Genomic DNA, 20,383 nt, shown 5'->3' with positions numbered 1-20,383 from the left:
TGTAGAAATGTCCGCGCAGTGGCCGATGCCGAGATGGGGCACGCGGCGGGGCGTGGATGCTGAATTGCGGTGGGGTGGCGGCAGGCTGTGCTGGGGTGTGTCAGTGCTGGCCTCTTCGCGGGCAGAGCCCGCTCCCACAGAAGATCTCCATTGCATGAGCGATCCATGTGGGAGCGGGGCGGGCGGCGAGCCCTCTGCCCGCGAAAAGGCGCTCCTACAGGGGATCTCAAATGCGAAGGCTATGACTGTGGGAGCGGGCTCTGCCCGCGAAGAGGCCCTAACAGTCACCCCTGCTTATTCCGCCCAGCCACCACCACCAGAATCAGCGACGCCAGGATCAGGATCGAGCTGATTGCCGCGATCGTCGGGTCGATCTCGTCGCGCAGCGCGGTGAACATGCGCTTGGTCAGGGTCTGGTTGTCGCCCCCGGAGATGAACAGCGCCACCACCGTTTCATCCAGCGAAGTGATGAACGCGAACAGGGTTGCCGAAACCACGCTGGGCTTGATCTGTGGCAGGGTCACCGCCATGAACGCGCGAAAACGGTTCATGCCCAGGCTGCGCGCGACCATTTCCTGGGACATGTCGAAATTGCGCAGCCCGGCCAGCAGGGCGATGATCACGTAGGGCAGGGCCAGCATGATGTGCGCCAGCACCAGACCAGTCAGCGAACTGATCAGCCCCACCCGCGCGTAGACGAAAAACACCCCCGCCGCGATCAGGATGATCGGCACCATCATGGGCAGCAGCAACACGATCTGCAGGGTGCGAATCACCTTCAGGCTCGAGTTGTTGATGGCGTAGGCCGCGGCCATGCCGATCGGCAGGCTGACCGCCGTGGTCACCACCGCCGTGATCAGGCTGACCCGCGCCGCCGACATCCACTCGGCGCTCTGGAAGAAGGCTTCATACCAGCGCAGCGACCACTCCTTGGGCGGGAACTGCAGAAAGCGCGCCTCGGAGAACGACATCGGCACCACGATCAGCACCGGCACGATCAGGTACAGCAGAATCGCCGCGACCAGCACGGTGAACAGCACGTGCGACAGGCGGAGCTGGCGCAGGTAGGCAAGCGTATTCATCAGCGTGCTCCCAGGATGCGTTCGATGGGGATGAAGCGGTTGATGCCCCAGAAGATCAGGAACACCACGAACAACAGCACCAGGCCCACCGCACTCGCGGCGCCCCAGGCGTGATAGAGCTCGACATTGCGCTGCACCAGCATCGACACCAGGATGGTGCGACCGCCGCCCAGCAGTTCAGGCGTGATGAAGAAGCCCAGGCAGATCACGAAGACCAGGATGGAACCGGCCATCACACCGGGCGCGGCCATCGGCAGGAACACCCGGCGGAAGGTGTAGAAGGGTTTTGCCCCCAGGCTCTCGGAGGCCTGCATCAGGTCCTGCGGGATTTTCTTCATCACCGAATACAGCGGCAGCACCATGAACGGCAGCATCACGTGCAGGGTGCCGATCACCGTGCCGGTGGTGTTGTGCATCATGTTCAACGGCTGGTCGATGATGCCCAGGTCCAGCAGTGTCTGATTGACCACGCCGCGCCGTTGCAGCAACACCAGCCAGGCGTAGGAGCGCACCAGCACGCTGGTCCAGAACGGCAGGATCACGCAGATCAGAATCAGGTTGGCCCAGAAGCCATGCAGGCGCGAGGCGGCGTAGGCGATGGGAAAGCCCATGACGATGGACAACAGGGTCACGATCAAACTGATCTTGAACGTCAGGTAGAAGGTGTCCCAGTAGATGCGTTCTTCGAAGATGCGCGCGTAGTTGGCCAGCGAGAAGCCTTCTTCGGTCTGCACCGACTGGAACGCCAGCCAGCACATCGGCAGGATCAGCAGCACCACCACCATGAACAACGCCGGGGCGAGCAGCAGCAACATCCAGGTGTTTTCCCGACGCTCTTCGCGTGCCAGGGCATCGGCATTGCTTGCCGGTGGCTCACGGTGGGCGTCGGGCAGGGATTTGGCGAGATAGGCGTTGGACATGGAACGATTCCTCACGGCCGAGCGCCGGTGGACCAGCGCAAGCAGCTTGTTGTCGGTCGGTCAGGGCGACCCTCAGGGTTCAATGTACCGACAAGCCAAAGAACGAAGCGGGCTTAAACGGCCCGCGCGCAAGTGGTTTGTTTCGTATTGAGGGCGGGCGACAGCAGCAACTGCGTTGGCCCCTTCGCGGGCAGAGACCCGCTCCCACAAAAAGCGCGCACGCTGTCTGTGGGAGCGGGGCGGGCGGCGAGCCTTCTGCCCGCCAAGAGGCCCGCCCTGGCACCGCTACTTCTTCTGCACAAAGGAGAGCCAGCGCTCTTCAGCCTTCACCCCTTCCTGAGACGCCCACCACTTGGCCGACAGCAGTGCCTGACGGGAGATGTTCTCCGGCGACGACGGCAGCTTGGCCGCGCGCTCGGCGGGAATGGTGCCGGTCTTGAAGGCTTCCGGGTTCAGCGGGCCGTAGTCGATGATCATCGGCAGGGCTGCCTGCAACTTGGCATCGATGGCCCCGTTGACGAACTTCATCGCCGCCGCCTTGTGCGGTGTGCCCTTGAGCACGCACAGCGAGTTGGTTTCCAGCACGCCCTGGTTGTAGTCGAACGCCACCGGCGCACCGTCGGCCTGCACGGCCGTGATGCGGCCATTCCAGGCCTGGATCATGTCCACTTCACCGTCGCTGATCAGCTGCGCCGATTGCCCGCCCGAGGTCCACCAGGTGGCGATGTGCGGTTTGATTTCCTCGAGTTTCTTGAAGGCGCGCTCCACGTCCAGCGGATACAGTTTGTCGGGCGCCACGCCGTCAGCCATCAGGGCAATTTCGAGGGTAGGGCGCGGCAGGTTGCGCAGCGAGCGTTGTCCGGGAAACTTTTTGGTGTCCCAGAAATCCGCCCAGGTCTTGGGGACGTTTTCGCCCTTGAAGGCATCGGTGCGGTAGGCCAGCACGGTCGAATAGCTGATGTAGCCCACGGTGTAGTCGTCCTTGAGCTCCGCCGGAAGCTGCGCGGCATTGGGGATCAACGCTGGGTCGAGTTTTTCGAACAGGCCTTCGGCTTCGCCGCGCAGGCAATCGCCGGTGGGCAGGTCGACCACGTCCCAGCTGACTTTGCCGCTTTCCACCTGAGTCTTGATGATCGGGTAGGCCTTGGGCGAACTGTCCTGCTTGAGGGTCAGGCCCAGCTTCTTGGCCGCCGGCTCCAGGATCGCCTTGCTCTGGGCTTCCTGGTAGGCGCCGCCCTGCGATACGAAGGTGATGTCCTCGGCCCAGGCCTGCCCGAAGGCGCCGACCAGCAAAGCCAGGCCGGTCAGTTTGAATGCGCGCAGCGTCATCGATGTCATGTACAGGACTCCCGAAAGTTGGCAGGTTGGAGGCGCGAGACGGTTGTCATGCGGTCGCTCTGCAGGACCTTGGGTATCCAATTTACCGGTAACGCTGTACTGCAAACGGTCACAAATTGGCATCAGGGAAGCGTTTTATTGCAAAAAAGCAGGGCCGCGCAGCACATTCTGCAGCGCGGTGGCAGCACGCCCGCCAGCCGGGCCACCACCCGGCTGGTTCTGTTGCTACAGCGGTTTGATCAGCTGCAATTGCTGGCGGTAATCGTCGGTCACCTGGCGTGCCTGACTGTTGCTGGTGACGACCCTGGGCGTGATCAGCACGATCAGCTCCGTGCGGTTCTTGCTCTTGCTGGTGTTGCCGAACAGCCAGCGTAAACCAGGCACCCGGCCCAGGTAAGGCACGGCCGAGACGGTATCGCTGTTGTCCTGCTTGATCAGCCCGCCGAGCAGCACCGTCTGCCCGCTCTGCACGGCGACCTGGGTGGACACCGAGCGCGTGGAAATCCGCGGGTTGCCATTGCTGTCCGCACTGCCATTGTTGTCGGCATCGCTGACCTGCTGCTGGATGTCCATGTACACCAGGCCACCGGGATTGATCCGCGGCACCACGTCGAGAATTACCCCGGTCTGGATGTATTCCACACTGCTCAGGGTAGTGTCCGAGGTGTTGGTATTGACCGTGGTCTGGCTGATCGGGATGTTGTCGCCGACCTGGATCTGCGCCTGCTGATTGTTCATCACCACCAGCGAAGGCGCCGACAGCACCTGGGTACGGCCGCTGGTTTCCAGGGCATGCAGGGCAAACTGCAGGTTGCTGCTGACGAACGAGTAGAACAGCGAATCGGCGGCGCCCAGCCCGGCACCACCGCCGCCCAGCGCGCCCTGGCTGCCTGCGGTGTTGGCCACGGTGGTGCTGCCGGAGTTGCCCGCCAGCCGGCCCAGGTACCACTGCACGCCCAGGTCCAGCTCGCCGCTGAGGCTGACTTCCAGGATGCGCGTCTCGATCTGCACCTGCATCGGCGCGTTGTCCAGGCGCTTGATCGCCGCTTCGATCTCGGCCCACTGCGCCGGACGGGTGCGGATCAACAACTGGTTGCTGCTTTTTTGTGCCGTGATGCGAGTGCTTTCATCCAGGCTCTTGGCCGTGCCCGATTCGGCCCCGGCGGTGCCGCCTTCCAGACCACCCTCGTCGGTGGTTTCGTCCATGCCTTCTTCGCCGCTGTCCTCCTCGCCGTCCTGCACCTGGCTCTGCAGGTTGCCGTTGCCCATGCCCTGGCCCTGACCCATGCCGCCCATACCGGTGGACGCAGTGCCGCCCATGCCGCCGTTGCCGTTGAGTGAGGACAGCGAGCGCGTGCGCAGCCCCGGCGCCACCTTGGCGGCGCTGTCGTCCTTGATCTGGCCGTTGCCGTAGATCTGCCGCAGGTACTTGGCCAGGTCCGTGGCCTTCATGTTGCGCACGTCGTATACGTACATCTGTGGCTCGTTGCCGCCGCCTTCGTCGATGGTGTGAATCCAGTCACCGACTTCGCTCAGGTACTGCGGCTGCGATGAAATCGCCACCACCGAATTGGTCCGCTCGATGGGCAGGAAACGCACCATGCCTGCCAGCGGCATACCGCTGTCGGGGCCGAACATCTTCTGCAGTTCGGGCATCAGCTCGCCCACGGTGGCACGTTGCAGGCCATAGACGCCGATGGACATGCCCTTGAGCCAATCCACATCGAAGGTGTTGATGGTGTCCTGGTAATTGGCCAGCTCATCCGGCGTACCCGCCAGGCTCAGCACGTTGCGCGCCGGGTCCACCAGCAGGAAGGCGTTGTCGCGGGCGAACGGCTTGAGCAGTTTCTGCATCTCGGTGGCCGAGATATAGCGCAGCGGGAACAGACGTGCCGACAGCCCGCTGGACGGCTTGGACACGGGCATCTGCGGCACCAGCTTGCCGGCCACGGCCTGGTTCGATGGCAGGATGACGTAGCGGTCGCCCTGGCGAATCATGGCGTTGTCGGTCCAGGACAGCAGGGTTTCCAGAATCGACAACGCCTGCTGCTTGTTCACCGGTTGTGAGGTGGAAAAGCTGACGTTGCCCTTCACACCCTGGGCGATGCTGTAGTTCTCGTGCAGCAGGTCGCCCATCACGCTGTTGATCACCGCCTCGATGGGCTGGTCGGTGAAGTTGAACACGATGTCGCCACTGGTTTGCGCGGCCCCCTTGGGCGTATTGGCCGCCGGCGCAGGGCCGCGGACGAACGTCTGATTGCCCCGCGTGATCTGACGGCGCGCGGCAGTAGTGGCCGCTGGCGTCGTCGGGCTTGCGGTGGCTGCAGGCGGATCGACCATCGCCGTGCGTTGCGAACCGGTGCCATTCAATGCTTCCTGCATCAGCGCCGGGTCGTTTTTGAAAGGCTCGGGGGTGGAGGCGCAGCCCGCAAGGGCGACGGCGGTGGCCAGGCACAGCAAGGGGCTGCGCAGACGGGAGAGTTCAGGGTAGCGATCGTTCATGGTGTGGTTACGTTTGGAAGGGTGATGGCGGGGGCCTTCGATGGCGGCGGAAGGCGTAGCACGGGAAGGCTCAGCTGTTGGCTCTGGCCCTGATGCAGGAAGGTGGCGGTTTGTGGCGTGACGCCGGTCAGCGTCCAGCCGTTGTCCAGCGTGCTGCCCACGGCCAGCTTGAGCGTGCGCTGGTTGGCCAGGCGCAGCAGCGCCCACTGCGCCTGGCCGTCGATGATCACGCCGCTCAGGCGGATGCCGGCCAGGGAGGTGGCCTGGCTCTTGCCGGTGGCCGCATCGGGCTTGCGGTCGGGGCTGAACATCGATTGCTGCCAGGTCAGGGCCAAGGCGTTTTCAGGCAGCGCCGCCAGGCTGACGGGCTTGGCGGCGGGCGGTTGTTCATGGGGATGGCTGGCGGGCAGCCAGTCGACGGTCCGGCCGGCGCCGAGCAACAGGCTGCTGGCCACGCCGATCAGCACCGCCGCAGTCACCAGCAGGGTGAGGCCTACGCTACCCAGCTTCATGTGGCAGGCTCCTTGGCCAGGGTTACCGGCGCCGGTTGCAGATAGCCGCGCAGCAGCAGGTGCACGCGCAGACGCCCCGCGCCGCCGACCGAGGGCGCCGTGCTGGTGCGGCGAACGCTCAGGTTGTCGACGAACAGGAAGGGCTGGCCGTACTCCAGATCCCGCAACAGCCGGGTCAGGGGTTCCAGCGCGCACTCCAGGGTGAGGCTGACTTTGACCTGGCGGTACGGCTCAGCCGTGTCCTGCTCCGGGGTGATGGGCATGCGCTGGGTCACCTGGCAGCCCGGGCCTTGGTCGGTATGGGCCTTGACCAGGTCGAGGCTGCGTTGCATCAGATCGGCGGCCACGGCGCTGGGGTCGGTGCCCGGCAGCAGGCTGCTGCGGCTGGACGGGTCGCGCCGCGCGGCCTGTAGGCGCTGTTGCAGGTCGTCGCGCTGGGCCAGCACGCCGGCGTAGCGTTGTTGCTGCTGGCGCAAGGTATCGGCCTGTTCTTCGATCGCGGCCAAGCGGTCCAGGAACCAGCTCTGCACCAACAGGTACCAAGCCAGCCACAGCAGCGCGGCAAGTGCTATCCAGGCGGCGCCGCGGCGTTCGCGTGGCGTGAATTCACGGCGCATCGGCAGGCTCCTTGCGCAACTGGGCGCGCAGCGAAAAACGCTCTTTGGCGGTTTTTTCGTCGGGTTGGATGATGCCCTGGAATCGCGCATCGACCAGGGTCTGGCAGGCCTTGACCCGGGTGATCAAGGTGCTGGCCTTGGCGCTCTGCCCGCTGATGGAAAGCGTGCCGTCCTCGGCGATTTCCAACTGCTCGATCCAGGTGTCGGCACCCAGGCAACCGGTCAGGTCCACCAGCACGCTGGTCAGGGTCGGCTTTGCGGCTTTCTGCTGCGCCAGATAGCGCGCAGCGCCCTGGGTGTTGGCCAACTCCTGACGCAACGCCTGCACGTGCTGCACCTGCTCGCGTTGGGCGGCCACGCTGTCCTGCATGCTGGCCAGGCGGTCGCTGCGGGCGTCCAGCCACAGCAGCATGCAGGCCAGGGTCAAGGCCACGCACCCCAGCGCCAGGTAGCGGGTCAGGCGGTAATGTCCGGAGCGAGGGGGGCGGCGATCCGCCGGCAACAGGTCGACGCCTAGAGGCTGGCCGGCGCGGTCCAGGCCGTCCACGGCCACGAACGTCAGGCCACGGTCGCGACACTGATCCAGCATCTGCGTCAGACGCTCCTGCACGATGGCCACCAGCAACACCTGCGCCTGGGTCTTGCCCCGGCTTTGCAGACGCGCCACGTAGTGCATGCGCTCGCGGGGGAAGGGCGTGTACTTGTCCAGTTCGAAACCCACCACGCTGTGCAGGTCGCGAATGGCTGCCAAGGGCAATTGCAGGGTCTGGGCCATCACCGTGTCGGCGGGCAGCAGCAGCACCAGGCGCTCGCCCGGAGCGCTGTCGAGAGGCTCTGACAAGGGCCAGCGAATCGAGCGCTCGTTCACCTGCGGCAGCAGCCGATCGCGCCAGCGGACGGGCAGCGACTGGCGCAATTCGTGCAGCCATGCCCGCCACAGCCCAGGGGCGGGTGATGCGCGCCACTGGCTGTGCAAGCGTGCCTGCAGCGGCGCCAGGCGTTGTGTGAGTCGTTGCTTCATTCTTGCCAGCGCAGGACCCGGTAAGGTCGTGCCCCCTCCTTCGATGGGTTGAGTAACAGGGTGACGCGCAGCGTCGTGGTGTAACCACCCGGCAGCGTCGCCTGGCTGCGGATCGTGACGATCGGCCCGGCGTCTTGGCCCAGCGGCCCGCCCTGTGGCAGGTCCAGTGCGCGGCGCAGCCATGGCGCCGCCAGGCGTGGTTCGGGGCTCGGCAGGCCGCTCCACAGGGTCAGGTAAGGCGCAGCGCGCTGGTACAGCGACTGGTCCATGCCCGGTATCGCGCGCAGCTCTTCGAGCATGCGCAACGGTGCATGACCATCGCCCCGGCGCTGTTCCAGCGCTCGGGCCAGCTGGCGCGCCTGCTCGGCGCTGGCGCCGGCGGCCTGCAACAGCCGCGCAATCTGTTCGGCGGAACCGGCGTTGAGGTCCAGCTTGCCTTGCTCGCTGCGCAGGCTGACCGCCAGTTGCGCACCGTTGAAGCTCAAGGCGTGGGCTTGCCCATCGGCCAGCCAGTGCCGTTGCGGATCGCGCTGCAGTTGCGCCACCACCGCCATGCCCACACCCGCTTCGGCGGCCAGCAACGCCTGGGTATGCTGGCGTTGCCACAGCGCCTGGCGGTTCTGCAGGTGCACCCAGCCCACCAGGCCGGCCAGCAGGGCGCTGAGCAATGCCAGCACCCACAGCACCAGCAGCAATGCCACGCCGCGCTGACGACGCATCCCACTTCGCGCCGTCACAGCGCACCGGCCTCGCCGGACAGGTCCAGACGCAGGTTCACGCTTTGCAGCGGCCAGGGCACCGGCCCCGCCAGCCGGACGTCGATGCGTACCCCGCGCGGCAAGCGGCTGGGCCATGGCCAGTGATCCAGCCAGCCGGTGGGCTGGCCTTGCGGCGTCAGGCCGCGATAGCTCAACTGCAGCGCCTGCACCCGATGCAGCAACACCTGTGGCTCGCCGTGAGGTTGCAAGGCCTGCCCTTGCAACCGTGCCAGCGTGAGCTGCAAGCGCTGGCCCACCAGCTCCAGACTGTGGCGATACACGCCGCCTCCCAGGCTGGGCGACAGCGGTGCATAGAAACGCACGTGCTGTCCGTCGCCCTCGAAAATCGCCTCGGCAGGCTGCCCTTCCAGCGCGCTCTGCCCGGCACCCGCTGCCAGCGGCAGGGCCTGCCCCAGCGCCGCGCGCAGAAAGTTCTGGCTGGCGCGTACTTCGTCCAGGGCCATGCTGTAGCGCTCGGCCTTGGCCATGGCGCGGTTGGCGCCCAGGATGGCGCCTGCGATCAGGCTCAGCAGCACGCCCAGCAGGCTCAATACCACCAGCACTTCGAGCAGGGTGAAACCATGGCTGCGCGCTTTCATCGATTGGCGCCACTGGCGCGGCTGCGCACCTGCAGCGTGCTGTATTCAGCCTGGCGGGCACCCTGACCGACCCGTAGATCCAGGCGCCAGACGTCTACCGGCGCCTCACCGGCGGGCAGGGTGCTGATCGCCAGCCGCCAATGCAGGCCACTCCAGCGCCCTTCGGTGCTGCCTGCCTGCAATTGGCCCGCGCTGGCTTCGTCCAGAATCGAGCGCGCCGCCAGGCTCAGCTCATCGCTGCGCTGGGCCTGCTGCAGGGCGCGGGCGCTGTTGCCGAAAGCCATCACCAGCACCGTGCTGCACAGCGCCAGTATCAGCAGCGCCGCGAGCATTTCCAGCAGGGTGAAACCGCGCTGGCCGATCAATTGAGGCTGCGCAACTGAACGTTGCCGGTCAGCCAATTGATGTCCACGCGCCAGCGTTTGTCATCGCGTGCCAGCAGCAGATGCCCACCGCTGGCGCCGCCATCGGGGTAGAACTCGAAGGCCGGCCCGAGCCCGTCGGCCGTCTGCAACTGCACGTGCATGTCACCGGGCAATTGCCGGACCGGCTCGCGCGGCCCCTGGAAGCGCCCGGCGTTCAGGTCGAAACGGGTCCGCGCCGGCTGGCCGGTGACGATGGCCTGCACCCTGGCGGCCCGCAGCGACTGCACCAGTTCACTCAGCGCGCGCCGCTCGCTGGCCGCGTGCAGGCCACGGCCGACGCCGAAGCCGACCAGGCCGATGGCGATGCCGATCAGCACGATCACCACCAGCAGTTCGAACAGGGTGAAGCCACGGTGGCTGCGCGGGCGGTTCATGCTTACTGCCAGTTGCCGATGTCGGCCTTGTAGCCGTCACCGCCGGGCTGGCCGTCCTGGCCGAGGAAAATCAGGTCGAAGCTGCCATGCTCGCCGGGGTAGCGGTAGGCGAAGGGGTGGCCGAACGGATCCTTGAGGTCCGACGGCTTGGCATAGGGGCCGGCCCAGCCGACGGCGTTGGCCGGCTTGCTCACCAACTGCTGCAGATTCGCCGGCGGCGAGCCGACGTCCAGGCCATAGCTCTCGATTTTCATTCCCAGGCTGGCGAGCTGGGCCTTGCCGGCGCCGTACTTGCCCTTGTCGACATTGCCGCCGACCTGGCGCACCACGATGGTGGCGACGATGCCCAGCAGGACGATCACCGCGAGCATTTCCAACAGGGTGAAACCGCCCTGGCGGGTGCCGCGGGCAGAGTTGAATCGGGACATCGCAGTTTCCTCAAATGTTACTGGTAAGACTCATCAGCGGCAGCATGATGGCGAGCATGATCACCGCCACCATCACCGCCATCACCACGGTCAGGCTGGGCACCAGGGCGGCCAGCAAGCGGTCGATGCCACGCTTGGCCTCGACGTCGAATACGTCGGCCACCTTGAGCAGCATGGTGTCGAGGTTGCCGGACTGTTCGCCCACCTCGATCATCTGCAAGGCCAGCTCCGGCAGCAGCGGCTGCTCACCGAAGGCCTGCGCCAAAGTGCCGCCGCCCTTGACCCACTGCGTGGCCTGTTCCACCTGCTCGCGCAGGGCATGGTTGCCGCACACCTGGCGTACGATGGTCATGGCCTGGAGCAAGGCCACGCCGTTGTTCAGCAAGGTGCCCAGGGTTCGTGCCAGCCGCGCGACTTCGATACGTTGCAGCAACGGGCCCAGCACCTTGACCGACAGCACGCGACGGTCGTGTCGCTGGCGCCGCTGCGGATTGCGTCGCGCCAAGGCAACACCCCAGACCAGCGCCACCAGGGCGGCGAGCAGGAGCAGCCCATAGCCGCTCAGAAATTCACCCAAACCAAGGATCGCCTGGGTGATCAGAGGAATGGGCACGCCCAGGTCGCGGAAGATGGGCACGAACTGCGGCACCACATAGGCCAGCAGCAAGGCCAGCGAGCCGAGCACGCCGACCACCAGGAAAATCGGATAGATCAGCGCGTTGATCACTTCGCCACGCACTTTCTGGCTGCGCTCCAGGTAGTCGGCCAACTGGTGCAGGGTGTGCTCCAGCGAGCCGCCTGCTTCCCCGGCGCGCACCATGCTCAGGTAAAGGCTGGAGAACTGCCCGTGTTCCTCTTCCAGCGCCTGGCTCAACGGCTTGCCGGCCTTGACCTGCTCGCGCACGCGCTCCAGCAGGGCCCGGCGCCGAGGTTCGCCAGCCTGTTTCAACAGGATGCCCAACGAACGCTCCAGCGGTTGCCCCGCCCCGAGCAGCGTTGCCAGTTGCTGGGTAAAACCGACCAGCGCGGCGGCATTCATGGCACCGCGCTGGCGCGTACCGCCAAGGCTGGCCTGGACATCGCTGTCCAGACTCAGCAGCAACAGCCCACGCTGTTGCAGTACCCGTGCGGCGGCATCGCGATCGCTGGCTTCGAGACTGCCTTGACGGCTGGTGCCGTCGGCGTCCACTGCCCGGTACTTGAAATAGGCCATGATCAGTCGCCGCGCGTGACGCGCAGCACCTCTTCGAGTGAGGTGATACCGGCCACCGCCTGGCGCAAACCTTCTTCATACAAGGTACGCAGGCCACCGCGGCGCGCGGCCTGTTCGAGGGTGGCGGCATCGGCCTGGCGCATGAGCAACGAGCGCAGCTCTTCGTTCATGACCAGCAGCTCGGTGATGGCGCTGCGGCCGTGGTAACCGCCGCCGGGCAGCTCGCTGGCGGGTCGGTAGAGCATGATCGGGCGCTGCGTCGTGAAGCGCTCCAGCCCATGCTCGGCGATCAGTTCGGGCGGAGCCTCGAAAGGCACACGGGTCAGAGGGTCGAGCCGGCGCACCAGGCGCTGGGCCAGAATGCCCTTGACGGTGGACGCGATCAGGTAGCTTTCCACGCCCATGTCCAGCAGGCGGGTGATGCTGGCCGCGGCGCTGTTGGTGTGCAGCGTCGACAGCACCAGGTGGCCGGTGAGCGAGGACTGGATGGCGATGCGGCAGGTTTCCAGGTCGCGCATCTCACCGATCATGATGACGTCCGGGTCCTGGCGCACGATGGAGCGCAGGGCCCCTGCGAAATCCAGACCGATGCTGGGTTTGACCTGAATCTGGTTGATGCCTTCGAGCTGGTACTCCACCGGGTCTTCGACGGTGATGATCTTGCGCTCGGCGGTGTTGAGCCGCGACAGTGCGGTGTACAAGGTGGTGGTCTTGCCCGAACCGGTGGGGCCGGTCACCAGCAGAATGCCGTGGGGATTCTCAAGCACGTCCAGGAACGTGCTCAGCCGCTCGCCATCCATGCCCAGGCTGGGAAAGTCGAAGCTCACGGTCTGGCGATCGAGCAGGCGCATCACCACCGATTCGCCGAAGCTGGTGGGCACGGTGCTGACCCTCAGGTCCAGCTCCTTGCCCTGGATGCGCAGCATGATGCGGCCGTCCTGAGGCAGGCGGCGTTCGGCGATATCCAGGCGCGCCATGATCTTGAGGCGGGAAATGATCGCCGCTGACGACGTCGATGGCGGGGCCTCGGCCTCGTGCAGCACGCCGTCGATGCGATAGCGCACCTTGAGCTGGCTCTCGAAAGGCTCGATGTGAATGTCCGAGGCCCGCTGCTCCACTGCGCGTTGCAGGATCAGGTTGACCAGGCGGATCACCGGCGCTTCCGACGCCAGGTCGCGCAGGTGCTCGATATCGTCTTCGGCGCCGCTGTGCTCGTCGAGGGTTTCTATCAACGAACCCATGGCCGACCGCCCCTGGCCATAGAGCTTCTCGATCAGGGCGTCGACCTCACTGGCGGCCCCCACCGACACATACACCGGTTTTTCACAGGCGTAGCGCAGTGCCTGCAATGCATAGTCGTCGCCCGGGTTGGCGGCCAGTACATGAATGCCGTCGTCATGGATGCCCAGCGGCACCAGGCGGTAATGACGCAGAAACCGCTCGTTGACGGTGGGCAAGGGCTCTTCGCAAAGCTGCACGGCGTCGGCCAGCAGCAAAGGCGCCTGCAAGGTCGCGGCCCACGCCTTGGCCAGGTCCAGTTCGGACACCAGCCCCAGGCGGGTCAGCAATTCCACTAGCGTGCTGCCTTCCGATTCCTGCGCCAACCACCGTGCCCGCTCCAGGTCGCTGGCCTTGAGGTGGCCATTGTCCAGCAGCCAGGCGCACACCTGCTCGACACCCTGTGTCGGCAAGTAATGGCTATCGATGGGGGCGACGGATAAAGACACGGTGGTGTACTTCAAATGATCAGGGGCCACTTTCGAGGCCCCTGAGGTGTAATGACTACAGTAACTAAGCGCGCTGCGTTAGTTTGCCGCAGGCTTGCTCTGCTCGGTGGGGCGGCCACGCTGGTTTTCATCGGACTGCTTTTGCTGCTTCTGTTTTTTCTGCTCCACTTTGACGTTCTTTTCCTGTGTCATGACCGTGGAGTCGCTGACGCCTTGAGCGTTTTGTTCAGTGCTGGATTCGGCTGCGAAAGTGGTGCCGGCAGCAACAAGAGTGAACGCGGCAATAGTGCCCAGTAGTGGCAATTTCATTTCAAGCATCTCCAAGGTTTGTATCGAGCCCGTCCGCCTCAGCGGAATGAAGCCCGCGATCGTTTGCCGAGTTTCGCTCAAAATGGCCGCTGTACGAGCGTTTTTGAGGGTAGATCGACAAAAATGCTAAACCTACAGACCGGAAGGTTTAGCGATGGTTCCCCATGTGTAACAAAAAAATACCGAGAAAATACTAAAACCGCCGAAGTTCACCTTTTCGTTTGACTTCGTTTGTAAACAATTGTCTTAATTTAAAGGCGCGGGCACGTCTCGTGATAATTACTGGCAACTTGCCATTCACCTTAGTTATCCAGGGAAATATCGCCTCAGAACTATCGTAAGTCGAAGTGCCACTAGCGGTGATCTTCCGTGCTTCCTGCGAAGTTGCGGTATAGGCCCACTATTGCCTGAAATAAAGGCGTGCAGCACATCGACTGCGACAAATGAGCGCGGGGGTACCTGATACTTGGAGATCGTCTTCACATGCTAAATCGGAAAACCTTGGGTGCTCATTCGGCCCTGGCCCTGCTGAGCCTGGCCGTCGGCCATGCCAACGCATCGACGACCATCAGTCCGAAACAACTCGCCGCCAATGAGCTGCGCGCCGACAAGGCCGCCGAACGAACCCTGGCCAAGATGACCCAGGAAGAAAAACTGGCCTACATCGGCGGTATCGGCGGTTGGGACGTCAAGCCACTGACCCAGTACGGCGTGCCGCAGATCCACGGTGCCGACGGCGGTGCAGGCATTCGCTACACCAGCGAAGGCAACGATCCAGGCGTGGTCTACCCTTCGGGACCGAACCTGGCGGCGACCTTCAACCCGCAGCGCGCCATCGACTTCGGTCGCGCCCTGGGCTACGACACCGCCACCGGAGGCTACCAGTTCGTCACCGGCCCGGGCATGAACCTCTATCGCATGCCGTGGAGTGGTCGTGCCTTCGAATACCTCTCCGGTGAAGACCCGTTCCTGGGCGCGAGCCTGGCTCCGGCGGTGGTCAACGGTATCCAGCAACGTGGCGTGTGGGCCGAAGCCAAGCACTACGCAGGCAACGACCAGGAGACCAACCGTTTCATCCTCGACCAGGCGATGCCCGAGCGCGTGCTGCGCGAGCTGACGCTGCCGGCGTTCGAGTCCTCGGTGAAGAACAGCACCGTGGCCATGATGATGTGCTCGTTCCAGAAGGTGAACGGCGAGTACGCCTGTGAGAGCAAGCACCTGATCGCCGATATCCTGAAGAAGGAATGGCGCTACAAGGGGCTGGTGCAGAGCGACTACAACGCCGTGGTGCACGGCCTGCCTGCGGCCCAGGCCGGTACCGACCTTGACATGATGGGCGGCCAGATGAACAGCACGGTGCTCAAGCCGTACCTGGACAGCGGCGAGCTGGACATGGCGACCATCGACGACAAGGTCCGCCGCATCCTCAAGAACATCTACCTGTACAAGTTCGACAAGATCGACCCGCAGACCACCCACGACATGAACAGCGCCGCCAGCAACAAGGTCGCACTGAACATCGCCCGCGAAGGCATCGTGCTGCTCAAGAACCAGAACGACGTATTGCCGCTGGACAAGGCGAAGGTCAAGCGCATCGCCGTGGTCGGCAACCTGGCCAAGTACGCGCCGCCTACCGGTTTCGGCAGCGCCCACGTCGACGCCACGCACTACATCAGCGAGCTCAGCGGCCTGCAGCAGATGGCGCCGAACGCCAAGGTCGAGTTCCTCGACAGCCTGTCCCTGGATCCGGCAGCGTCCCAATGGACCACCACCGACAGCAAGGGCAATACGGTCAAGGGCATGAAGACCGAGTTCTTCACCAACGCCAACTGGTCCGGCGATCCCTCGGCCACCCGTATCGACAGCCACGTCGACATGGACTGGTCCACCGACGATCTTCCCAGCAACGGCGACACGGCCAACACCTCGATCCGCTGGACTGGCCAGGTCACCCCGACCATCAGCGGCGAGCAAGTGTTCAAGGTCCGTGCCGACGGTGCGGTGCGCGTGTGGGTCGACGGCAAGAAGATCATCGACAACGGCGACGGTGAAAACATCACCAACAAGAGCATTCCGCCAACCATTCCCGAGTCCGGCAAGATCACCCTGGAAGCCGGCAAGACCTACGACGTGAAGCTTGAGTACTCGCGCCGCGATGGCTACCTCTCGACCATGGGCGGCCTGGTGGGCGTGCAGATGGCCTGGGCCTCGTTGGCCGCGCCGCAAGACCTGTCCCAGTACGATGCCGTGGTGGTTGCCGTCGGCAACAGCAGCGAATACGAAGGCGAAGGGTTCGACCACAGCTTCGACCTGCCCGAGTATCAGAACGAGCTGATCCAGAACATCGCCAAGGTCAACCCGCGCACGCTGGTGGCGATGCACGGCGGTACCGCACTGAAGATGAGCGACTGGATCGACCAGGTCCCGGCCGCGCTGCATGCCTTCTACCCAGGCCAGAACGGCGGCCAGGCCCTGGCCGAGATTCTGTTCGGCAAGGTCAACCCATCGGGCAAACTGCCGATCAGCATCGAGCGGAATATCGAAGACAACCCGCTGTACGCGGATTTCCCGAACTTCGACAACACCCGCACGCTCAAGGACCTGAGCTACAAGAACGACCTGACCATGCTCGGTTACCGTGGTTACGACAAGACCGGCACCAAGCCGCTGTTCGCCTTCGGCCATGGCCTGTCGTACACCCAGTTCACCTACAACAACATCTCGGTGACCCCGGGTGTGGCGGTAGGCAACACGCCGATCAAGGTTTCCTTCGACCTGACCAACAGCGGCCAACGCGCCGGTGCCGAAGTGGCCGAGCTGTACGTCGGCCAGCAGCATCCGAAGGTGGAGCGCGCCGTCAAGGAGCTCAAGGGCTACAAGAAGGTCTTCCTGCGGCCGGGCGAAACCCGCCGTGTCACCATCGAGCTCAACGATCGCTCGCTGGCGTACTTCGACGAGAAGAGCAAGCAGTGGGTCGTCGATGCCGACAGCTTCGATATCAGCCTGGGTGCAGCGTCCGATGACATTCGTCTGAAGGGCCGCTTGGTCAATCCGTTCCGTCAGGAACTGTCGACCACCACCAGCAACCCACTGCCACGTTCGGCGTTGAAGTCGACCAAGGTATCCCAGTCGCACGACAACACCGGCGGTGTGTTCGAGCAAACCGAGAGCGAGAACGAATCGAGCGGAAACAGCGAGTACGAAAACGCCGCTTACTAAGTGAAACCGACGCGACTTGCACCGCTGCCACAGAGGATCGCAACACCCCTGTAGCAGCGGCGCAAGCCGCGTCAGCGCTGGATGCAACCTGCCTGTCACACCGCAACACACCGGGACGCGGCTCGCGCCGCTGCTACAGGGTCAGGCCGGGCGCGCTCGGATATCACGTTCTACCTGAGCTATATAACTGTCGAACCGTTCCACCAGATCGACAGTCTCCGGAAACCGCAGCCACTGCAACTGCAAGCCATCCATCATCGCCAGCAACTGGTGAATCAGCGCATCCAGGTCCACATCCCCACGCACTTCGCCAATGGCCACCAGATGATCGAGGCGTGTGCGCATGCGTCCGTGAATGGCCGCATAGCGTGACTGGAACCACTCCCAGCCCGGATGACTGTCCACCAGGCTTTCGGCATTGAGCATGCTGAAGGCGCGGATCACACCCGGCGCAGTCGCGTTGGAACGGTTGATCTGCTGCAGACCCCCCAGAAAACTGCTCAGCGTCAGCTCGCTCTGCAAGGCGTCGCTGATCTTCTGATTGACCTCGTCCCGGCGCGCCAGCACGCCCATCAGCAATGCAACCTTGTTGGGAAAGTGGTGCAGCACGCCGGCCACCGAGATCCCCACCCGGTCGGCGATCCGGGCGATCGACGCACCGCTGTAGCCTTCCAGGGAAAACAGCTGCAACGCCGCATCGAGCAATTCCTCGCGGCGCTTCTCGCCTTTGGGCGCGCGGCGAGTGCGGGGGGCGGTGTCGGGGGTACTGTCGGTCATGTCTGTCATGGGCACATCCTGTGTGGGGTATTTCCTGTGTCAGGTGCTTCCTGACATGGAGCGTCCTGCGGGGGGTGAGGGGTCGGTTCGAGCAAACCCGGTTTCGAGCAAACCTAATCCAGATGACCTGCGCCCTGCAATGGTGCGCCAGGTGCAAGCCACGTTCAGCTGTGTCAGCGACGAGCGACATTAAGTTCAGAGAATCCCGCCGCCGCGCCGTCGAACCGGGTCGGCACTCACTCGATTGGCACTTACTCGATTGGCACCTACTTGATTGGCACTCTGGCCGATGCGCAGGGTCACCTGCTTACCTCTTCAACAAAACAGGTTCAACCCATGATCACCGTTCACCACCTGAACAACTCCCGCTCGCAACGCATCATCTGGCTGCTGGAAGAGCTGGGCGTGCCCTACGAGATCAAGCGCTACGAGCGCGATGCGAAAACCAATCTCGCGCCCGCCGAGCTCAAGGCCGTCCATCCATTGGGCAAATCGCCGATGATCCAGGACGGTCCGCATACCATCATCGAGTCCGGCGCCATCGTCGATTACCTGATCCGTCGTCACGGCCATGGCGCCCTCCAGCCTGATCCGGCCAGCGCCACCTACGACGAATACGTGCAGTGGCTGCACTTCGCCGAAGGCTCGGCGATGCTGCCGCTGATGCTCAATCTGTACGTGGGCCGTCTGGGCGACGCTGGCGCGCCGCTGCATCCACGTATCGAATCGGAGCTGGAGAACTACCTGGGCTATCTGAATACCGCCCTCAGCCTGACCCCTTACCTGGTGGGCGAAGAGCTGACCGGCGCCGACGTGCAGATGAGCTTCGTCGGCGAACTGGCCAAGGCCCAGGGCAAGCTGGATGCCTATCCGCACCTGTCGGCCTGGGTCGAACGCCTGCAGGCGCGTCCGGCTTACCAGAAAGCGATCGAGCAGGGCGGCGAGTACAAGTTCGCCAAGTGACCGCGGCATGCGTCAGGCCGGCAGCAGCTTCTTGCAGCCGTCCTTGCGCGTCGGGTACTGGGTGCACTTGCGCGCCAGTTCCTTGACCTGCGCATCGTCCTTGAGCTGTTGGTTCGCCGCCAGCTTTTCGGTGATGAACAGTTCTTCGGAACCCAGCGTGCGTTCGGCCTGAGCGATCATCGCCAGGGCCGCATGCGGATCCTTGTTGAGCAGATGATGGGCAATCATCAGGTCATACAATTCCGGGCTGGCCAGTGACCAGTCCTTGATCGCCTGCAATGCCTGCAACGCCTCCCGGCGCTTGCCCTCGGCCATCTCCACACTGAACTGCGCACGGCGAATGCCCGGCTGGTCGCGCACCGGCGAGGCCAACGCACGTTCGCTGAACAGGCGAGCTTCCCGCACCTGTCGCTGTTCCAGGGCAACGGTGGCGGCGTAGGCATCCTTGTACGCTTGCAACGACGGCGCGACGGCAGTGGAGGCGCGCAGCTGCTGCCAGCCATCCGCATTCACCCGCGCGCGGCGTTGGCCGTCGTACTGCCGTTGCAGGTACTGGCGCAGTTCGGTATCGCGATCCAGCGGCGACATGTGCGAGCGCTGAAAGTACTGACCTGCGGCGCTAATGCCGGTGGTCAGGCCCTGATTGAGGGTGACCCCAACCTCCTTGACCAGGCGATCGACCTGCAGATTTTGCACCGATTCCTGCAGGGCGTTCTTGCGCGCCGTGGCAAAGCTGCCGAGCAAGGATTGCTGCTTGCCTTGGAAATCGCTCAGGCGTTGCAGGCTGTGACTGGCCGCCCGCGGCGCGTAGCCAGCCTTGATCATCAGGTCCGCGCCCAGCAGATCGGCCTGATCTTCCTGGGTGCGGCCCCAGGCGGTGCTCCAGATGTTCTCCGAAAAACTGTTCATCAAGGCGGTGTACAGCACCGTATTGCTGACGGTCTTCTGGGTGCGCTGGGGGTCCTTGCTGACGAACTTCAACGTGTCCGAGCGATGATCGACCCGGGTATCGGCGACCTTGGCCGCGAGCACGATCGAGGTCGCCACGTTGGTCAGCATCGCGTTCTGCTGTTGGAAGGCCGCGCGTCGGTCGTGGTGGTGCAGCAGTACATGGCTCATTTCATGGCCCAGCATCGCGGCGATTTCGTCTTCGCTCTGGACGTTGTCGAGCATGCCCAGCGGCACGAACAGATTGCCGAACGGATCGGCCGAAGGACCGAAGCCGTAGCTGTCGATCACCTTGACCTGCAAGGCCGGCAGCTCGCCGGGCCAACCCTTGCCCAGGCGGGTGACGATGCCTTGCAGATACGCCTGCAAGGGCGGAATCAGCACCACGTTGTGCTGACGGATCTCGCCGGCCGGGATGGCCATACCGTCGTAGCTCAAGCGCTGCGCCGTGACCCGCTGCGGGTCGAGCTTGTAGTACTGGCGCACGTCGGCGGTATCCAGGTAGCGACCCTGGACCTGGGACTGGGTCGAAGGCCCGACCAGATTCATGAAGGCCGCATCGGCACCCTTGAGCGTGCCGCAGCCGGCAAGCAGAAGGCAGCCGATAGCGCCGAATACCAGGCCGATGCCATGACCGCGCGGGTGCGTCAT

The 20,383-nt window shown here is 64.2% G+C and carries 19 protein-coding genes; 2 read left to right on the top strand and 17 right to left on the bottom strand.

All coding sequences use genetic code 11. From position 1 onward, the window contains the following. Nucleotides 1-284: 284 nt before the first annotated feature. The 15 genes from ABMD26_RS10620 to ABMD26_RS10550 form a co-directional block, all read right to left on the bottom strand. The gene (locus ABMD26_RS10620) at nucleotides 285-1,082 is read right to left on the bottom strand and encodes an ABC transporter permease (RefSeq protein ID WP_049861594.1); all 798 of its coding nucleotides are present in this window, start codon (nucleotides 1,080-1,082) and stop codon (nucleotides 285-287) included. Continuing rightward, nucleotides 1,082-2,002, bottom strand: coding sequence for an ABC transporter permease (locus ABMD26_RS10615; protein ID WP_354309430.1), 921 nt, complete (start codon nucleotides 2,000-2,002; stop codon nucleotides 1,082-1,084). Before ABMD26_RS10615 ends, ABMD26_RS10620 begins: the two co-directional genes overlap by 1 nt. A gap of 285 nt (nucleotides 2,003-2,287) precedes the next feature. Then, the gene (locus tag ABMD26_RS10610; RefSeq protein WP_354309428.1) at nucleotides 2,288-3,340 is read right to left on the bottom strand and encodes an ABC transporter substrate-binding protein; all 1,053 of its coding nucleotides are present in this window, start codon (nucleotides 3,338-3,340) and stop codon (nucleotides 2,288-2,290) included. 225 nt (nucleotides 3,341-3,565) lie between these two features. Continuing rightward, entirely contained in the window at nucleotides 3,566-5,842 is a 2,277-nt protein-coding gene (gspD, locus tag ABMD26_RS10605; RefSeq protein WP_354309426.1) for a type II secretion system secretin GspD, read from the bottom strand. Further along, nucleotides 5,839-6,354 carry a hypothetical protein gene (locus tag ABMD26_RS10600; protein ID WP_354309424.1) on the bottom strand — a complete coding sequence of 172 codons (516 nt, stop codon included), beginning with the start codon at nucleotides 6,352-6,354 and terminating at the stop codon, nucleotides 5,839-5,841. Before ABMD26_RS10600 ends, gspD begins: the two co-directional genes overlap by 4 nt. Continuing rightward, nucleotides 6,351-6,971 (bottom strand): type II secretion system protein GspM, encoded by a 621-nt coding sequence (gene gspM / locus ABMD26_RS10595; protein WP_354309422.1) that lies wholly within the window; start codon nucleotides 6,969-6,971, stop codon nucleotides 6,351-6,353. Before gspM ends, ABMD26_RS10600 begins: the two co-directional genes overlap by 4 nt. Next, nucleotides 6,961-7,992 (bottom strand): type II secretion system protein GspL, encoded by a 1,032-nt coding sequence (locus ABMD26_RS10590; RefSeq protein ID WP_354309420.1) that lies wholly within the window; start codon nucleotides 7,990-7,992, stop codon nucleotides 6,961-6,963. Before ABMD26_RS10590 ends, gspM begins: the two co-directional genes overlap by 11 nt. Then, nucleotides 7,989-8,711, bottom strand: coding sequence for a type II secretion system minor pseudopilin GspK (locus ABMD26_RS10585; RefSeq protein WP_354309418.1), 723 nt, complete (start codon nucleotides 8,709-8,711; stop codon nucleotides 7,989-7,991). Before ABMD26_RS10585 ends, ABMD26_RS10590 begins: the two co-directional genes overlap by 4 nt. Before the next feature lie 14 nt (nucleotides 8,712-8,725). Continuing rightward, a complete protein-coding gene (locus ABMD26_RS10580; RefSeq protein WP_049861601.1) occupies nucleotides 8,726-9,349 on the bottom strand; it encodes a type II secretion system protein GspJ in 624 nt (207 codons plus the stop codon). Next, the gene (locus tag ABMD26_RS10575) at nucleotides 9,346-9,714 is read right to left on the bottom strand and encodes a prepilin-type N-terminal cleavage/methylation domain-containing protein (RefSeq protein ID WP_286917363.1); all 369 of its coding nucleotides are present in this window, start codon (nucleotides 9,712-9,714) and stop codon (nucleotides 9,346-9,348) included. Before ABMD26_RS10575 ends, ABMD26_RS10580 begins: the two co-directional genes overlap by 4 nt. Next, entirely contained in the window at nucleotides 9,711-10,148 is a 438-nt protein-coding gene (locus ABMD26_RS10570; protein WP_192068347.1) for a GspH/FimT family pseudopilin, read from the bottom strand. The genes ABMD26_RS10575 and ABMD26_RS10570 overlap by 4 nt, the downstream gene beginning before the upstream one ends. Before the next feature lie 2 nt (nucleotides 10,149-10,150). Further along, a complete protein-coding gene (gene gspG / locus ABMD26_RS10565) occupies nucleotides 10,151-10,576 on the bottom strand; it encodes a type II secretion system major pseudopilin GspG (RefSeq protein ID WP_090355230.1) in 426 nt (141 codons plus the stop codon). 10 nt (nucleotides 10,577-10,586) lie between these two features. Then, on the bottom strand, nucleotides 10,587-11,789 hold the full coding sequence (gene gspF / locus ABMD26_RS10560) for a type II secretion system inner membrane protein GspF (RefSeq protein WP_354309415.1): 1,203 nt from the start codon (nucleotides 11,787-11,789) through the stop codon (nucleotides 10,587-10,589). A gap of 2 nt (nucleotides 11,790-11,791) precedes the next feature. Then, entirely contained in the window at nucleotides 11,792-13,516 is a 1,725-nt protein-coding gene (gene gspE, locus ABMD26_RS10555; RefSeq protein WP_354309413.1) for a type II secretion system ATPase GspE, read from the bottom strand. 78 nt (nucleotides 13,517-13,594) lie between these two features. Continuing rightward, nucleotides 13,595-13,825, bottom strand: coding sequence for a hypothetical protein (locus tag ABMD26_RS10550; RefSeq protein WP_320522816.1), 231 nt, complete (start codon nucleotides 13,823-13,825; stop codon nucleotides 13,595-13,597). Between the two features lie 483 nt (nucleotides 13,826-14,308). On the opposite strand from ABMD26_RS10550, the gene ABMD26_RS10545 reads away from it, so the two are divergent. Continuing rightward, the gene (locus ABMD26_RS10545) at nucleotides 14,309-17,044 is read left to right on the top strand and encodes a beta-glucosidase (protein WP_122743864.1); all 2,736 of its coding nucleotides are present in this window, start codon (nucleotides 14,309-14,311) and stop codon (nucleotides 17,042-17,044) included. 141 nt (nucleotides 17,045-17,185) lie between these two features. Here ABMD26_RS10545 and ABMD26_RS10540 read toward each other — a convergent pair whose 3' ends face one another. Further along, the gene (locus tag ABMD26_RS10540) at nucleotides 17,186-17,830 is read right to left on the bottom strand and encodes a TetR/AcrR family transcriptional regulator (RefSeq protein ID WP_134722760.1); all 645 of its coding nucleotides are present in this window, start codon (nucleotides 17,828-17,830) and stop codon (nucleotides 17,186-17,188) included. A 327-nt stretch (nucleotides 17,831-18,157) separates the two neighbouring features. Here ABMD26_RS10540 and ABMD26_RS10535 point away from each other — a divergent pair, with 327 nt between their 5' ends. Further along, nucleotides 18,158-18,784 carry a glutathione S-transferase family protein gene (locus tag ABMD26_RS10535; protein WP_090355244.1) on the top strand — a complete coding sequence of 209 codons (627 nt, stop codon included), beginning with the start codon at nucleotides 18,158-18,160 and terminating at the stop codon, nucleotides 18,782-18,784. A 12-nt stretch (nucleotides 18,785-18,796) separates the two neighbouring features. Here the strand turns inward: ABMD26_RS10535 and ABMD26_RS10530 are convergent, their stop codons facing one another. Beyond that, a complete protein-coding gene (locus ABMD26_RS10530) occupies nucleotides 18,797-20,383 on the bottom strand; it encodes a M48 family metallopeptidase (RefSeq protein ID WP_354309409.1) in 1,587 nt (528 codons plus the stop codon).

Source organism: Pseudomonas sp. PvP001, from assembly GCF_040546375.1.
In the GTDB taxonomy this organism is placed as follows: Bacteria; Pseudomonadota; Gammaproteobacteria; order Pseudomonadales; family Pseudomonadaceae; genus Aquipseudomonas; species Aquipseudomonas coleopterorum.
This window is presented reverse-complemented; position numbering and strand designations above follow the sequence as displayed.

Coding starts and splice junctions, on each gene's coding strand:
- ABMD26_RS10620 (WP_049861594.1), bottom strand. CDS start 1,082: ATGAATACGCTTGCCTACCTGCGCCAGCTCCGCCTGTCGCACGTGCTG.
- ABMD26_RS10615 (WP_354309430.1), bottom strand. CDS start 2,002: ATGTCCAACGCCTATCTCGCCAAATCCCTGCCCGACGCCCACCGTGAG.
- ABMD26_RS10610 (WP_354309428.1), bottom strand. CDS start 3,340: ATGACATCGATGACGCTGCGCGCATTCAAACTGACCGGCCTGGCTTTG.
- gspD (WP_354309426.1), bottom strand. CDS start 5,842: ATGAACGATCGCTACCCTGAACTCTCCCGTCTGCGCAGCCCCTTGCTG.
- ABMD26_RS10600 (WP_354309424.1), bottom strand. CDS start 6,354: ATGAAGCTGGGTAGCGTAGGCCTCACCCTGCTGGTGACTGCGGCGGTG.
- gspM (WP_354309422.1), bottom strand. CDS start 6,971: ATGCGCCGTGAATTCACGCCACGCGAACGCCGCGGCGCCGCCTGGATA.
- ABMD26_RS10590 (WP_354309420.1), bottom strand. CDS start 7,992: ATGAAGCAACGACTCACACAACGCCTGGCGCCGCTGCAGGCACGCTTG.
- ABMD26_RS10585 (WP_354309418.1), bottom strand. CDS start 8,711: ATGCGTCGTCAGCGCGGCGTGGCATTGCTGCTGGTGCTGTGGGTGCTG.
- ABMD26_RS10580 (WP_049861601.1), bottom strand. CDS start 9,349: ATGAAAGCGCGCAGCCATGGTTTCACCCTGCTCGAAGTGCTGGTGGTA.
- ABMD26_RS10570 (WP_192068347.1), bottom strand. CDS start 10,148: ATGAACCGCCCGCGCAGCCACCGTGGCTTCACCCTGTTCGAACTGCTG.
- gspG (WP_090355230.1), bottom strand. CDS start 10,576: ATGTCCCGATTCAACTCTGCCCGCGGCACCCGCCAGGGCGGTTTCACC.
- gspF (WP_354309415.1), bottom strand. CDS start 11,789: ATGGCCTATTTCAAGTACCGGGCAGTGGACGCCGACGGCACCAGCCGT.
- ABMD26_RS10550 (WP_320522816.1), bottom strand. CDS start 13,825: ATGAAATTGCCACTACTGGGCACTATTGCCGCGTTCACTCTTGTTGCT.
- ABMD26_RS10545 (WP_122743864.1), top strand. CDS start 14,309: ATGCTAAATCGGAAAACCTTGGGTGCTCATTCGGCCCTGGCCCTGCTG.
- ABMD26_RS10540 (WP_134722760.1), bottom strand. CDS start 17,830: ATGACAGACATGACCGACAGTACCCCCGACACCGCCCCCCGCACTCGC.
- ABMD26_RS10535 (WP_090355244.1), top strand. CDS start 18,158: ATGATCACCGTTCACCACCTGAACAACTCCCGCTCGCAACGCATCATC.
- ABMD26_RS10530 (WP_354309409.1), bottom strand. CDS start 20,383: ATGACGCACCCGCGCGGTCATGGCATCGGCCTGGTATTCGGCGCTATC.